At 63.6% G+C, this 12,470-nt stretch carries 16 protein-coding genes; 14 read left to right on the forward strand and 2 right to left on the reverse strand.

Annotated features, from left to right (window positions below):
• Positions 1-58: 58 nt before the first annotated feature.
• From HW090_RS15580 to HW090_RS15595, 4 genes are all read left to right on the forward strand, one after another.
• Entirely contained in the window at positions 59-847 is a 789-nt protein-coding gene (locus tag HW090_RS15580; RefSeq protein WP_179114383.1) for a ParA family protein, read from the forward strand.
• Between the two features lie 69 nt (positions 848-916).
• Positions 917-1,684, forward strand: coding sequence for a CheW domain-containing protein (locus tag HW090_RS15585; protein WP_179114384.1), 768 nt, complete (start codon positions 917-919; stop codon positions 1,682-1,684).
• Positions 1,685-1,857: 173 nt separating this feature from the next.
• Positions 1,858-2,337: a chemotaxis protein CheW gene (locus HW090_RS15590; protein WP_179114385.1), complete on the forward strand. Its 480-nt coding sequence runs from the start codon at positions 1,858-1,860 to the stop codon at positions 2,335-2,337.
• A gap of 3 nt (positions 2,338-2,340) precedes the next feature.
• Positions 2,341-2,757 carry a DUF2802 domain-containing protein gene (locus tag HW090_RS15595; protein ID WP_179114386.1) on the forward strand — a complete coding sequence of 139 codons (417 nt, stop codon included), beginning with the start codon at positions 2,341-2,343 and terminating at the stop codon, positions 2,755-2,757.
• A gap of 101 nt (positions 2,758-2,858) precedes the next feature.
• On the opposite strand, the gene HW090_RS15600 is transcribed toward HW090_RS15595, so the two are convergent.
• Positions 2,859-3,209 carry an EscU/YscU/HrcU family type III secretion system export apparatus switch protein gene (locus tag HW090_RS15600; protein WP_179114387.1) on the reverse strand — a complete coding sequence of 117 codons (351 nt, stop codon included), beginning with the start codon at positions 3,207-3,209 and terminating at the stop codon, positions 2,859-2,861.
• Positions 3,206-4,744, reverse strand: coding sequence for a flagellar hook-length control protein FliK (locus HW090_RS15605; RefSeq protein ID WP_179114388.1), 1,539 nt, complete (start codon positions 4,742-4,744; stop codon positions 3,206-3,208). The genes HW090_RS15600 and HW090_RS15605 overlap by 4 nt, the downstream gene beginning before the upstream one ends.
• Positions 4,745-4,881: 137 nt before the next feature.
• On the opposite strand from HW090_RS15605, the gene ccmA reads away from it, so the two are divergent.
• From ccmA to HW090_RS15655, 10 genes are all read left to right on the forward strand, one after another.
• On the forward strand, positions 4,882-5,526 hold the full coding sequence (gene ccmA / locus HW090_RS15610) for a cytochrome c biogenesis heme-transporting ATPase CcmA (protein ID WP_179114389.1): 645 nt from the start codon (positions 4,882-4,884) through the stop codon (positions 5,524-5,526).
• A 5-nt stretch (positions 5,527-5,531) separates the two neighbouring features.
• Positions 5,532-6,203 (forward strand): heme exporter protein CcmB, encoded by a 672-nt coding sequence (ccmB, locus tag HW090_RS15615; RefSeq protein ID WP_179114934.1) that lies wholly within the window; start codon positions 5,532-5,534, stop codon positions 6,201-6,203.
• An 87-nt stretch (positions 6,204-6,290) separates the two neighbouring features.
• Positions 6,291-7,046: a heme ABC transporter permease gene (locus HW090_RS15620; RefSeq protein ID WP_179114390.1), complete on the forward strand. Its 756-nt coding sequence runs from the start codon at positions 6,291-6,293 to the stop codon at positions 7,044-7,046.
• Entirely contained in the window at positions 7,043-7,219 is a 177-nt protein-coding gene (ccmD, locus tag HW090_RS15625; protein WP_179114391.1) for a heme exporter protein CcmD, read from the forward strand. The genes HW090_RS15620 and ccmD overlap by 4 nt, the downstream gene beginning before the upstream one ends.
• Positions 7,216-7,692 (forward strand): cytochrome c maturation protein CcmE, encoded by a 477-nt coding sequence (gene ccmE, locus HW090_RS15630; RefSeq protein WP_179114392.1) that lies wholly within the window; start codon positions 7,216-7,218, stop codon positions 7,690-7,692. The genes ccmD and ccmE overlap by 4 nt, the downstream gene beginning before the upstream one ends.
• Positions 7,689-9,662, forward strand: a complete 1,974-nt coding sequence (locus tag HW090_RS15635) for a heme lyase CcmF/NrfE family subunit (protein ID WP_179114393.1) — start codon at positions 7,689-7,691, stop codon at positions 9,660-9,662. Before ccmE ends, HW090_RS15635 begins: the two co-directional genes overlap by 4 nt.
• A 1-nt stretch (position 9,663) precedes the next feature.
• Positions 9,664-10,191: a DsbE family thiol:disulfide interchange protein gene (locus HW090_RS15640; RefSeq protein ID WP_179114394.1), complete on the forward strand. Its 528-nt coding sequence runs from the start codon at positions 9,664-9,666 to the stop codon at positions 10,189-10,191.
• Positions 10,188-10,661, forward strand: a complete 474-nt coding sequence (locus HW090_RS15645; protein WP_179114395.1) for a cytochrome c-type biogenesis protein — start codon at positions 10,188-10,190, stop codon at positions 10,659-10,661. Before HW090_RS15640 ends, HW090_RS15645 begins: the two co-directional genes overlap by 4 nt.
• Positions 10,658-11,857, forward strand: a complete 1,200-nt coding sequence (gene ccmI, locus HW090_RS15650) for a c-type cytochrome biogenesis protein CcmI (RefSeq protein ID WP_179114396.1) — start codon at positions 10,658-10,660, stop codon at positions 11,855-11,857. The genes HW090_RS15645 and ccmI overlap by 4 nt, the downstream gene beginning before the upstream one ends.
• A gap of 154 nt (positions 11,858-12,011) precedes the next feature.
• Entirely contained in the window at positions 12,012-12,419 is a 408-nt protein-coding gene (locus tag HW090_RS15655; RefSeq protein ID WP_179114397.1) for a hypothetical protein, read from the forward strand.
• Positions 12,420-12,470: the final 51 nt, after the last annotated feature.

A 12,470-nucleotide genomic window follows, 5' to 3' on the forward strand; every position in this document is an offset into this window, starting at 1 on the left:
AGTCGGCCAAGGTTGCACCGCGCAGGTGGAGTTGGTGGGCCGGGATGGAAGGAAGCGCATGAGAGTCTGGGCAGTCGCCAATCAAAAAGGTGGTGTGGGCAAGACCACCACGTCCATTGCCCTCGCTGGCCTGCTGGCCGATGCCGGCAAGCGTGTCGTGGTGCTCGATCTCGACCCCCACGGGTCCATGACCAGCTATTTCGGCTACGATCCGGACAGCCTGGAGCGCAGCATTTTCGATCTGTTCCAGCATGAAGGGAACGTGCCCGAAGGGCTGCCCTGGCAATTGCTGCTGTCGACCAGCCATGAGCGCATTTCCCTGTTGCCGTCGAGTACCGTGCTGGCGACGCTGGAGCGCCAGTCGAGCGGCCAGAATGGCCTGGGACTGGTGGTGGCCAAGAGCCTGTCGCAGCTCTGGCAGGATTTCGACTACGCGATCATCGACAGCCCGCCATTGCTGGGTGTGCTGATGGTCAATGCGCTGGCCGCCAGCCAGCAACTGGTGATACCGGTGCAGACCGAGTTCCTGGCGATGAAGGGGCTCGAACGCATGGTCAGCACCCTGGCGATGATCAACCGCTCCCGCCGCCAGGCACTGCCCTATACGATCGTGCCGACGATGTTCGACCGCCGTACCCAAGCCTCTCTGAGCGCGCTGAAACTCTTGCGCAGCGATTACGAGGCCAATCTCTGCCAGGCGATGATCCCCATCGACACCCGTTTGCGCGACGCCAGCCGTGCCGGCCTGACGCCCTCCCAGTTCGACCCGAGCAGTCGGGCTGTGCTGGCCTACAAGGTTCTGCTCAAGCATCTGCTCACCTTGAGCAACGCTGCGCAGGTGGCCTGATATGCCATTTCCGATGATGCTCTCCGTCTGCACCTTCGCATCGATGACCGACGACCAGGGAACGACGCCATGAGCCGCACGACTGTCCTGACCCGGCCCAGCCCACAGCAGGCACTGCAATCCTATCTGGACGCATTGCTGACGGAATCCGTCGATTCCATCAGCCAGGATGAGTTCGAGGCGGCGGTGCTGGAAGAGCGCTTGCGCGATACGCCTGTGGCTCAGGTCGAAGTGGCTGTTACGGTGCCCACGGCGGTCGCCGCAGTTGCTGAGCCTGTTCCGGTCGTGGCCGAGCAGATCGTTCTGGACGAACCTGCCGTGCAGGTTGCACCGGTCACGCCGCCTGCGGGTGTGCCGCCACTGATCGAGGGTGGGGCACCAGAGTGGGGGCAGACGCCTTTCGAGTGCCTGTTGTTCGACGTGGCAGGCCTTACACTGGCCGTGCCCCTGATCAGCCTGGGTAGCATTCATTCCCTCGCTGGCGAGGAGTTGACCCCGTTGTTCGGCCAGCCTGACTGGTTCCTTGGCATCCTGCCGAGCAACAGCGGTAACCTCAAGGTGCTGGATACCGCACGCTGGGTGATGGGGGAGCGTTACCGGGACGAGTTTCGCAGTGGGTTGCAGTATGTGATTTCCGTGCAGGGCTACGAATGGGGACTGGCTGTGCATCAGGTGAGCCGTTCGATCCAGCTCGACCCGAAGGCCGTCAAGTGGCGCTCCCAGCGTACCCAGCGGCCCTGGCTGGCGGGCACGGTGATCGAGCACATGTGTGCCTTGCTCGATGTGTCTTCCCTGGCTGGCATGATCATCAGCGGAGCGACTCGGCAAGCTCGCTGAATCGTCGGTGTGTATTGAAAAAAGGTTTCGATCGGCAATACTGCGGCAGGTACGCACTGACCCTTTCAGGTGGTGGCGAGCGGATTGCGGTATTGGCGGTTACGGATTTGCAGGCCGGTTCACCGGCCGCTATGAGACAGAACGTCACAGATGTTTTCTTGGAGGGGTAGCTTATGAAACTGACTACGGCACAGGGCGCTGATGATCCAGTGTTGCAATGGGTGACGTTCCGACTGGACAACGAAACCTATGGCATCAATGTCATGCAGGTGCAGGAAGTCCTGCGTTACACCGAAATCGCACCGGTTCCCGGTGCGCCGAACTATGTGCTGGGCATCATCAACCTGCGCGGCAACGTGGTGACGGTGATCGACACCCGCCAGCGTTTCGGCCTGGATTCTGCGCCGGTTTCCGACAATACCCGCATCGTGATCATCGAGGCCGACCGCCAGGTTGTCGGTATCCTCGTCGACAGCGTCGCCGAAGTGGTCTACCTGCGTCAGTCGGAAATCGAGACGGCGCCGAATGTCGGTAACGACGAGTCGGCTAAGTTCATCCAGGGCGTCTGCAACAAGAACAACGAGTTGCTGATCCTGGTCGAGCTGGAAAAAATGATGAGCGACGAAGAGTGGGCTGAACTGGAGAGCATCTGATCGATGTTGATCGCCTCGCTGGTCGGAGCGGTGATTGCGCTGGCCGTCTGCTGTTGCGGATTGCTGGGGCTGTGCCTGTGGCTGCTGAGAATGCAGCGGATACAGGTCCAGCGTCAGGGCGAGCGCGATGCCGTGCGTGACCGGCGAATCCGCGAGCTGGGCAGCCTGCTGGACACCTATCTGGACGGTAATGTCCGCATGGGCGACGAGTTGAGCGAGCTGCGTCGGTTGATCGAGCCGCTGCCGGACAAGATCGGCCAGCTTGAACTGCGTGATCCCAATAACTTCTCCTTCAGCCAGGCCGCCAAGCTGGTCGGCATGGGCGCCACGGTCGAAGACCTGACCCAGTCGTGCGGACTCTCCCACTCCGAGGCTGAGCTGATGAGCAAGCTGCATCAGGCCCGGGGTAAGCGGGACTAGGCTGTTTGTACGTCGCGTGGTGACGGGTTAGCCGCGTTGGGCATGGGATATTGCCAATCCAGTCTCAAATCACTTCTGCAGAAATAGCGCCGCAAGCGCTATCAACGGCTCGATTTGCCGTTTGCGGCCCCTGGCTTCTCGCTGGGCCCTTCCAACTGTAACAAGGGTTCTGACTCTGTCGCCGCGCCGAAACCTTCCGGGTGTTTGCCCTTCAGGTACCAGGCGAAGGCAATGATTTCCGCGATGGTGCGGTACAGCGCCTCCGGGATCGCATCCCCCAGTTCCATGCGGGCCAGCAGCTTTACCAGCTCCGCGTTTTCGTAGATAGGCACTTCGTGTTCGCGAGCGATCGCGAGGATTTCTTCCGCGAGCTGGTCATCGCCCTTGGCCGTGAGGGTTGGTGTCTGGATTCCGTCGTAGCTCAGCGCTATCGCCTGGCGGGGTGTGTTCATGCTCGTTCGTCCACGAAGCGTTGTTCGAGGGTGGTACGTGGCCCTTGGGGGGGCGTGCCACGGCGGCAACTGAGTTCGCCGACGGCCAGGCCGCTCGCTACCAGGCGTTCGCGCAAATGTTCCAGCTCGCCGTCGACCAGTCGGGCAGTCTCTGCCTGCTCGGCCCATATCTGGCTGGAAATGCTGCCGCGAGACAATTGGGCCTGTACCTGCAAGGGACCGAGCGGGGCGATGTCGAAGGCCAGTTCCACCTTCCATAGCGGGTCGCTCTTTTCCTGTTTTTCCTGGTTGTTCTTCTCTTCTCGTTGCAGCTTGATCTGCAACGGTACGATATCGCGCTGGTCCCGCATGGGCAGTTCCAGTTGCCAGGTAGTGAGCTGGGTGCCGTCGGGACCGGTGCTGGTCTGGGCCAGGCTGGACAGTTGATGGGTCTGTAGCCGGGAGATGGCGGCGGCGGCCAGTTTCAGCAATACCTCCAGGTCGGCCTCGCCATCGGCGTTCATTTGCAGCCGGCCTTTCAGCGGGAAATCCAGTGCCAGTTGACGGTTTCCCGCCTGGCCAAGCGCGCCCAGCGCGGAGCGGGCAAAGGCGGGCAGGGCCTGGCCCAGTGCGGCTCCGATCTGAGCTGCTGCCATCGGCGTGCTGCCCGGCGCACCGGGCAGTTGTGCAATCAGACGCAGCAGGGCGGCTTTCATATCGTCCGCCAGTCCCTGGGTCTGCCCGGACAGCAGCCTCGCCTCGAGGAAGACACCGCTTTTGGCCAAGGCCTGGGCCAGCAGCTTGGGGTCGCTCAGTTGCTGCATGTCGGGCAGCAATGCCAACAGCTTTTCGGTGGCGGCTTGCAGATTGCCGGGCAGGTTGCCCGCCAGGTTCTGCAGGGTCTTGAGCAACTCCTGAGGCTGCGCCTGGCGCGAGCCCTGGGCATCCAGTTGCTGGTTGAGCAGCCATTGCTCGATACGCCCGCTGAGAGGAACCAGCGAGAGGGATTGGCTCCCCTGGACCTGTACGGTCAGCAGGCTGCCGGGCGATAGCGGGGTGGTCGATTCGATGGTCAGCTTCTGACCGATGGCGGGGGATTCCTGCAGGCTGATCACGGCCTTGTAGGTCACCTGGCCATTGCTTTGCTGCGCCTGGCTGGCGATCACCCGGGCCTGTACCGAGCTGCCCACGGGCAAGCGACTGAGGTCGATGCTGCTGGCCGGTTGGCGGCTGTCCGGCAGCGCCGTGGCTTGCAGGCGATCGGTGGCGAGGGCGGTGACGGTGAACGCGCTCCCCAGGGAGGCCTGTTTGTTGCTGCTGGCATCCAGGGTCGTCTGCTGGCCGTTGGGCAGGGTCAGGCGCAGGGTCATCTCGAAGTTCTGCGCCTGTGTCGTCGTCTGCGACTGTCTGACCGAAATCACTTCCGCCTCGGCGCTTTCCCCGGCTGCCAGAAGTGCCTGCGTCTGTAGCAGGCGCAGAGCCGTTTCAGGCGCGACGGAGGCGCTGCGAGCGACCTGGCTGGTCGCGGTGGTCGGGATAGTGTTGATCTCGGTCATCTTTGCTTAAACGCTCTTACAACCTTTTGGGGGCATGGGATTCGGCGGCCAATGATGCCATGTATAATCCGCCCGCCCGGGGCTTGTCGCAGTTTATAGCGGCAGGGTCTTCCCCGTCTTGAGGAGCCCGATCAGTCGTGTCCAGTCCCTTTCTCGAAGCTGTAGCGCTCTCTTGTGAGCGGGATTGGCGCCTTTTGTTCGACGGGCTCGAATTGAATGTGTCGCCTGGCGATATGTTGCAGATCGCCGGCCCCAATGGCAGCGGCAAGACCAGCCTGCTGCGCCTGCTCTGCGGGCTGATGTCTCCGACCGCTGGCGAAGTGCGCCTCAAGGGGGTGCCGTTGCAGAGCCAGCGCGGCGATCTGGCGCGCAACCTGCTGTGGATCGGCCATGCGCCAGGCATCAAGGGCTTGCTCAGCGCCGAGGAAAACCTGGCCTGGCTGGCCGCGTTGCACCAGCCCGCCAGCCGCGAGGCGATCTGGGATGCGCTGGCCGCAGTGGGCTTGCGCGGTTTCGAGGATGTGCCCTGCTACAGCCTGTCGGCGGGGCAGCAGCGCCGAGTGGCGTTGGCGCGGCTTTATCTGAGCCCGCCGCCGCTGTGGGTGCTCGACGAGCCCTTCACGGCCCTCGACCGCCAGGGCGTCGAACAACTGGAAGCGCATCTGGCGGCCCATTGCGAGGCCGGTGGCATGGTCCTGCTGACCACTCACCACACGCTGTCACTGCGTCCGGCGGGGTATCGGGAGCTTGAACTGGGACGTGGCCAGGGAGGGAGGGCGTGATGTCACTGTCTTCCGTGTTCTATCGACTGCTGGTACGCGAGGCACGCCTGTTGTGCCGGCGCCCCGCGGAGCTGGCCAATCCGCTGGTGTTCTTCGCCATCGTCATCGCACTGTTCCCGCTGGCGGTCGGGCCGGAGTCGCAACTGTTGCAAACGATTTCCCCGGGGCTGCTCTGGGTGGCAGCGCTATTGGCCGTGCTGCTCTCGCTGGACGGGCTTTTCCGCAGTGATTTCGAGGATGGCTCGCTGGAGCAGTGGGTCGTTTCGCCGCACCCGCTGGCGCTTCTGGTGCTCGCCAAGGTGCTGGCACACTGGGCGTTTTCCGGCATGGCGCTGGTATTGCTGGCGCCGTTGCTTGGGCTCATGCTGGGATTGCCGCTGCCGGTCATCCCGGTGCTGTTGCTGTCATTGCTGCTCGGAACGCCGATTCTGAGCCTGCTGGGAGCGGTGGGAGCCGCCCTGACGGTCGGCCTCAAGCGTGGCGGCCTGTTGCTGGCGCTGCTGATCCTGCCGCTCTACATCCCGGTGCTGATCCTTGGCAGCGGGGCATTGCAGGCGGCCCTGCAAGGATTGCCGGTAGCCGGTCATCTGTTATGGCTGGCCAGCCTGACCGCGCTTGCGGTTACCCTGACACCGTTTGCGATAGCCGCCGGGCTGAAGATCAGCATCGGCGAATAAAAGAATGAGGTCGGGTCATGCTCGGCCCGACCATGCGATTAGCCGGGGTCCGTCCGTGCGGGCCTCACGACAATGATGAGTCATCCGATGAACTGGACATGGTTTCACAAACTGGGTTCGCCTAAGTGGTTCTATGGGATCAGTGGGCGCTGGCTGCCCTGGCTGGCCTGGAGCGCCGCGCTGCTGATCGTCGTCGGTACGGTCTGGGGGCTGGCGTTCGCGCCGCAGGATTACCAGCAGGGCAACAGTTTCCGCATCATCTATATCCACGTGCCGGCGGCGTTCCTGGCCCAGTCGATCTACGTCATGCTGGCGGTCGCCGGCCTGGTCGGGCTGGTGTGGAAGATGAAACTGGCCGATGTTGCCCTGCAACAGGCGGCCCCCATCGGCGCCTGGATGACCTTCATCGCGCTGTTCACCGGGGCGGTCTGGGGCAAGCCGACCTGGGGTGCCTGGTGGGTGTGGGATGCACGCCTGACCTCGATGCTCATCCTGCTGTTCCTGTATTTCGGTGTCATCGCCCTGGGCCAGGCCATCAGTAACCGCGATAGCGCCGCGCGCGCCTGTGCGGTGCTGGCCATCGTCGGCGTGGTGAATATACCGATCATCAAGTACTCGGTGGAGTGGTGGAACACCCTGCACCAGCCCGCCACCTTCACCGTGACGGAAAAACCGGCCATGCCCGTCGAGATGTGGCTGCCGCTGCTGATCATGGTGCTCGGTTTCTACCTGTTCTTCGGTGCCGTATTGCTTGTGCGCATGCGTCTCGAGGTGCTGCGGCGCGAGGCGCGCAGCAGTTGGGCCAGGGCAGAAGTCGAGGCACAGGTGGAGAAGCGCGGATGAATTTTTCGTCGTTTGCCGAGTTCGTCGCCATGGGAACCCATGGTGTGTATGTGTGGGCGGCTTATGGCGTCAGCCTGGCCGTGCTGGCCCTGAATGTGATCCTGCCGCTGCTGGCGCGCAGGCGTTACCTGCAGGATGAGGCGCGCCGTCTGCGCCGGGAGGAAATGAAGTGAATCCGGTACGCAAGAAGCGCCTGTTCATCGTGCTGGCGATACTCGCCGGCGTGTCCATCGCCGTGGCCCTGGCCCTGACGGCGCTGCAACAGAACATCAACCTGTTCTATACCCCGACGCAGATCGCCCATGGCGAAGCGCCCGTGGGCACGCGGATTCGTGCCGGTGGGCTGGTCGAGGAGGGCTCGCTCAAGCGCAGTTCCGACTCGCTGACGGTCGATTTCCGGGTCACCGATGGTGCGGCCTCGGTGGGTATCCGCTACCAGGGCATCCTGCCCGACCTGTTCCGCGAGGGGCAGGGCATCGTCGCCCTGGGTCGTGTGGACGAGCAGGGCGTACTGGTTGCCGACGAAGTGCTGGCCAAACACGATGAAAACTACATGCCGCCGGAAGTGATGCAGGCGCTGGAGAAAAGCGGCATGAAGCAACAACACGACGCTGCCACCGCCAACCGCAAGGAGGCCGGGCAATGATTCCCGAACTCGGCCATCTGGCGATGATCCTCGCCCTGTGCCTGGCGGTGGTGCAGGCGGTCTTCCCGTTGATCGGTGCCTGGCGTGGCGACCGGCTGTGGATGGGGCTGGCGCAGCCGGCAGCCTGGGGGCAGTTCGCGTTCCTGGGGTTTTCCTTCGTCTGCCTGACCTACGCCTTCATGACCGACGACTTCTCCGTCGCCTATGTGGCCGGCAACTCCAACAGCGCCTTGCCCTGGTACTACAAGTTCAGCGCCGTCTGGGGCGCCCATGAGGGCTCCTTGCTGCTGTGGGCGTTCATCCTGGCGGGCTGGACCTTCGCCGTGGCGATCTTCTCGCGGCAGTTGCCGGAAGACATGCTGGCGCGGGTGCTGGGTGTCATGGGGCTGATCAGCATTGGCTTCCTGCTGTTCCTGATCATGACGTCCAACCCGTTCGAGCGCTTGCTTCCCAACGTCCCAGCGGACGGGCGCGACCTCAATCCACTGTTGCAGGACTTCGGCCTGATCGTTCACCCGCCGATGCTCTACATGGGCTACGTGGGCTTCTCCGTGGCGTTCGCCTTCGCTATCGCTGCGCTGCTCGGTGGCCGCCTGGATGCGGCCTGGGCGCGCTGGTCGCGGCCCTGGACGCTGGTGGCCTGGGCGTTCCTCGGCCTGGGTATCGCGCTTGGCTCCTGGTGGGCCTATTACGAGCTGGGCTGGGGCGGCTGGTGGTTCTGGGACCCGGTGGAAAACGCTTCCTTCATGCCCTGGCTGGTCGGCACCGCATTGATCCACTCGCTGGCGGTCACGGAAAAGCGCGGTGTGTTCAAGAGCTGGACGGTACTGCTGGCCATCGCCGCGTTCTCCCTGAGTCTGCTGGGCACCTTCCTGGTACGTTCCGGCGTGCTGACGTCGGTGCATGCCTTCGCCACCGACCCTGAGCGAGGTGTGTTCATCCTCGGCTTCCTGTTGCTGGTGGTGGGTGGTTCGCTGGCGTTGTTCGCGTTGCGTGCGCCGGTGGTCAAGAGCCAGGTGGGCTTCGGTCTCTGGTCGCGGGAAACCCTACTGCTGGTGAACAACCTGCTGCTGGTGGTCGCCACTGCGATGATCCTGCTGGGCACGCTCTATCCGTTGCTGCTGGATGCCTTGTCCGGCGCCAAGCTGTCGGTCGGCCCGCCGTATTTCAATGCGATGTTCCTGCCGCTGATGGCGGCGGTGATGCTGGCGCTGGCGGTCGGTGTGCTGGTGCGCTGGAAGGACACGCCGATGAAGTGGCTGCTGGGCATGCTGGCGCCGGTCCTTGTTGGCAGTGCCGTGCTGGGCTTCCTTGGCTCGCTGCTGCTGGGCGATTTCCATTGGGCGGTGCTGGCGGTCTGCCTGCTGTCGGCCTGGGTGGTGTTGGCTTGCCTGCGTGACCTGCTCGACAAGACTCGCCACAAGGGTCTGCTCAAGGGCGTGCGCAGCCTGTCGCCCAGTTATTGGGGCATGCAACTGGCGCACCTGGGGATTGCGGTCTGTGCCATCGGCATCGTACTGACCAGTCAGCAAAGCTCTGAGCGCGACCTGCGTCTGGCTCCGGGAGAGTCTCTGGAGCTGGGTGGCTACCGCTTCGTCTTCGAGGGTGCGCAACACCATGAGGGGCCTAACTTCACCTCCGACAAGGCGACCATCCGCGTTCTCGACGGCGCGCGAGAGATCGCTGTGTTGCACCCGGAGAAACGCCTCTACACCGTGCAGCAGATGCCGATGACCGAAGCCGGTATCGATGCGGGCTTCACCCGTGACCTCTATGTCGCCCTGGGCGAGCCGCTGGAAAACGGCGCCTGGGCCGTGCGCGTGCACATCAAGCCGTTCGTGCGCTGGATCTGGCTGGGTGGCCTGATGATGGCGCTGGGTGGTGCCTTGGCCGCCAGCGACCGCCGTTACCGGGTCAAGGTGAAGACGCGTGTACGCGAGGCGCTGGGCCTCGCCGCTCAGGGAGCCTGACATGAGACGCCTGCTATTGCTGTTGCCGCTGGTGCTGTTCCTGGTCGTGGCGGTATTCCTCTATCGCGGCCTGTTCCTCGACCCGTCGGCTTTGCCTTCGGCGCTGATCGGCAAGCCGCTGCCGGAGTTCTCCCTGCCGTCCGTCGAGGACGAGCAGCGTGTCATCACTCGCACCGACCTCAAGGGGCCGGCGCTGGTGAATGTCTGGGCCACCTGGTGCGTGGCCTGCAAGGTCGAGCACCCGGTACTCAATCGCCTGGCAGAGCAGGGCGTGACCATCTACGGCGTCAACTACAAAGACATCAACGCTGACGCGATCAAGTGGCTGCGCGAATTCCATGACCCCTATCAGCTCAATGTGCGCGACGAGAGTGGCGGTCTGGGCGTCGACCTGGGTGTCTATGGGGCGCCGGAAACCTTCCTGATCGACCGTCAGGGCATCATTCGGCACAAGTTCGTTGGTGTCATCGACGACCGCGTCTGGCGCGAGCAACTGGCGCCGCTCTATCAGGAGCTGGTAGACGAATGAAAAAGTTCATCACTTCCCTGCTGCTGGGGCTTTCCATGGCAAGCGCGGCCCAGGCCGCCATCGATGCCTATGAGTTCCGTGACGAGGCCGAGCGCGCGCGTTACCGCATTCTGGTCGAGGAGCTGCGCTGCCCGAAATGCCAGAACCAGAACATCGCCGACTCCAATGCGCCGATTGCCATGGACTTGCGCCAGGAGATCTTCCGCATGCTGGAAGAAGGCAAGAGCAACGAGGAGATCGTCGACTTCCTGGTCGCGCGCTACGGCGACTTCGTGCTCTACCGTCCGCCGCTCAACGACAAGACCCTGCTGCTCTGGTACGGCCCGGGCATTCTCCTGCTGGGCGGGTTCGCAGTGCTGGCGGTGATCCTCGTGCGCCGTCGCCGTGCCGCCACGGATGTGGCGGCCCATACGCTTTCCGAGGCCGAGCGTGAACGCCTCGCCTCGCTGCTGGACAAGAAAGAACCATGATCGATTTCTGGATATTCGCGGGTCTGCTGCTGCTACTGGCCCTGGCTTTTCTGCTGCTGCCTATCCTGCGCGGGCGCCGTGCCCAGACGGAGGAAGACCGCACTGCCCTGAATGTCGCCTTGTATCAGGAGCGTCTGGCTGAGCTGGAGGCCCAGCGTTCGGCCGGAACCCTGAGCGATGCGCAATCGGAAGCCGGACGTGCCGATGCCGCCCGCGAGTTGCTGGGTGACACCGAACAGACGAGCGGCCCGCGCTCCGCCACGTTGGGCAAGGCGGCGCCGCTGCTCGCGGCCTTGCTGGTACCGCTGCTGGGCCTGGGGCTCTACCTGCACTGGGGTGCTAGCGACCGACTGCAACTGACTCGACAGTTCGCCGAGCCGCCACGCACTGCCGCGGAGATGCTGGAGCGCCTGGAAGCCGCCGTGAAGGTGCAGCCGGATTCCGCCGAAGCCTGGTACTTCCTCGGGCGTACCTATATGAGCCAGGAGCGTGCGGTGGATGCGGTGCCGGCTTTCGGCAAGGCCGTTGAGCTGGCAGGACGTGATCCGCAACTGCTTGGCCAGTGGGCGCAGGCGCAATACTTTGCCAGCGAGCGAACCTGGACACCCGGGTTGCAGGCGTTGGCGGATGAGGCCCTGCAGGGCGATGCGAACGAAGTGACGACGCTGGGCCTGCTGGGTATCGCGGCCTATGAAGAGAAGCGCTATGCCGATGCCGTCGGTTTCTGGCAGCGCCTGGTCGCGGTATTGCCTGCCGACGATCCATCCCGCCTTGCCATCGAGGGCGGTATCGCCCGCGCACGTCAGGAAATGGGCGAGCCGGTCGAGGCGCAAGCGCCTGCGGTGACGCTGAGCCTTCGGATCGAGGTCAGCCTGTCCGAGTCGCTGCGTGCAAACGTACAGCCGGGCGATAGCCTGTTCGTCTTTGCCCGGGCAGCCCAGGGGCCGGCCATTCCTCTGGCCGCCAAGCGCCTGACCGCAGCGGACCTGCCGGCGAGCCTGACGCTGGGCGATGAAGATGCCATGATGCCGCAGCTGAAGCTGTCGAACTTCGATGAAGTGCAGCTGGTTGCCCGTATTTCCAGGGACGGCAATGCGATGCAGGGCGAGTGGGTCGGCCAGGGCGAGCCGTTAAAGACGGCCGATGCGGATGGCAAGATATTCAAGCTGCTGATCGATCAACCGGATACCAAGTAGCGGTTTCTTGTCACTTGAGCTGATGGAACACGTGCTCGCTCAAGCTCCGGGCGAATACGTAGGATGGGTTGAGCGCAGCGATACCCATCGAGCGCATGTGCCCAGCCCGGTTACTAAAAAGTGTCCAGGCAGAGCCCCTGAAAGGTAGCGTTCCATGAGGTTTTTGACGATGACAGGTCTGCGCACGTTCAGGAGTACCCTGCTGGTACTGGTTCTGCCGGTGCTGGCGGCCTGTGGCAGCAACCCTTACACACCGCCACCGCCGGTGGAGCCCGACGCGCCGGCCAGGCCGCGCCCGTCCGAGTCGCGGCCTGATACGGTCCCGTCAGTTCCACGTGTGCCCTCGGTGCAGAAAGCCCATCCGCGTTATGCACCACCTCCGCAGGGGCGGGCGCACTGGGATAACAACCTGGGTGTCTACGTGCTGGAAGGGGAGGTGTACTATCGCGAACGCCTCTATTATCGCTGGAGCGATGGCTGGTATTGTTCCGGCCGGCTCGACGGGCCATGGGAGTCCGTCGATATGCCCAGCGTTCCAACTGGCCTGCGAGACCGTCACTGAGTTTGTAAAGTCCGTTTGTCGAACGCCGATATAATGGCAGTCATAATGTCA

The sequence above is a fragment of the Pseudomonas sp. ABC1 genome (assembly GCF_013395055.1).
Lineage (GTDB): Bacteria > Pseudomonadota > Gammaproteobacteria > Pseudomonadales > Pseudomonadaceae > Stutzerimonas.

Coding starts and splice junctions, on each gene's coding strand:
- HW090_RS15585 (WP_179114384.1), top strand. CDS start 917: ATGAGCCGCACGACTGTCCTGACCCGGCCCAGCCCACAGCAGGCACTG.
- HW090_RS15655 (WP_179114397.1), top strand. CDS start 12,012: ATGAGGTTTTTGACGATGACAGGTCTGCGCACGTTCAGGAGTACCCTG.
- ccmD (WP_179114391.1), top strand. CDS start 7,043: ATGAATTTTTCGTCGTTTGCCGAGTTCGTCGCCATGGGAACCCATGGT.
- HW090_RS15600 (WP_179114387.1), bottom strand. CDS start 3,209: ATGAACACACCCCGCCAGGCGATAGCGCTGAGCTACGACGGAATCCAG.
- HW090_RS15645 (WP_179114395.1), top strand. CDS start 10,188: ATGAAAAAGTTCATCACTTCCCTGCTGCTGGGGCTTTCCATGGCAAGC.
- HW090_RS15595 (WP_179114386.1), top strand. CDS start 2,341: ATGTTGATCGCCTCGCTGGTCGGAGCGGTGATTGCGCTGGCCGTCTGC.
- HW090_RS15590 (WP_179114385.1), top strand. CDS start 1,858: ATGAAACTGACTACGGCACAGGGCGCTGATGATCCAGTGTTGCAATGG.
- HW090_RS15640 (WP_179114394.1), top strand. CDS start 9,664: ATGAGACGCCTGCTATTGCTGTTGCCGCTGGTGCTGTTCCTGGTCGTG.
- HW090_RS15635 (WP_179114393.1), top strand. CDS start 7,689: ATGATTCCCGAACTCGGCCATCTGGCGATGATCCTCGCCCTGTGCCTG.
- ccmI (WP_179114396.1), top strand. CDS start 10,658: ATGATCGATTTCTGGATATTCGCGGGTCTGCTGCTGCTACTGGCCCTG.
- HW090_RS15605 (WP_179114388.1), bottom strand. CDS start 4,744: ATGACCGAGATCAACACTATCCCGACCACCGCGACCAGCCAGGTCGCT.
- HW090_RS15580 (WP_179114383.1), top strand. CDS start 59: ATGAGAGTCTGGGCAGTCGCCAATCAAAAAGGTGGTGTGGGCAAGACC.
- HW090_RS15620 (WP_179114390.1), top strand. CDS start 6,291: ATGAACTGGACATGGTTTCACAAACTGGGTTCGCCTAAGTGGTTCTAT.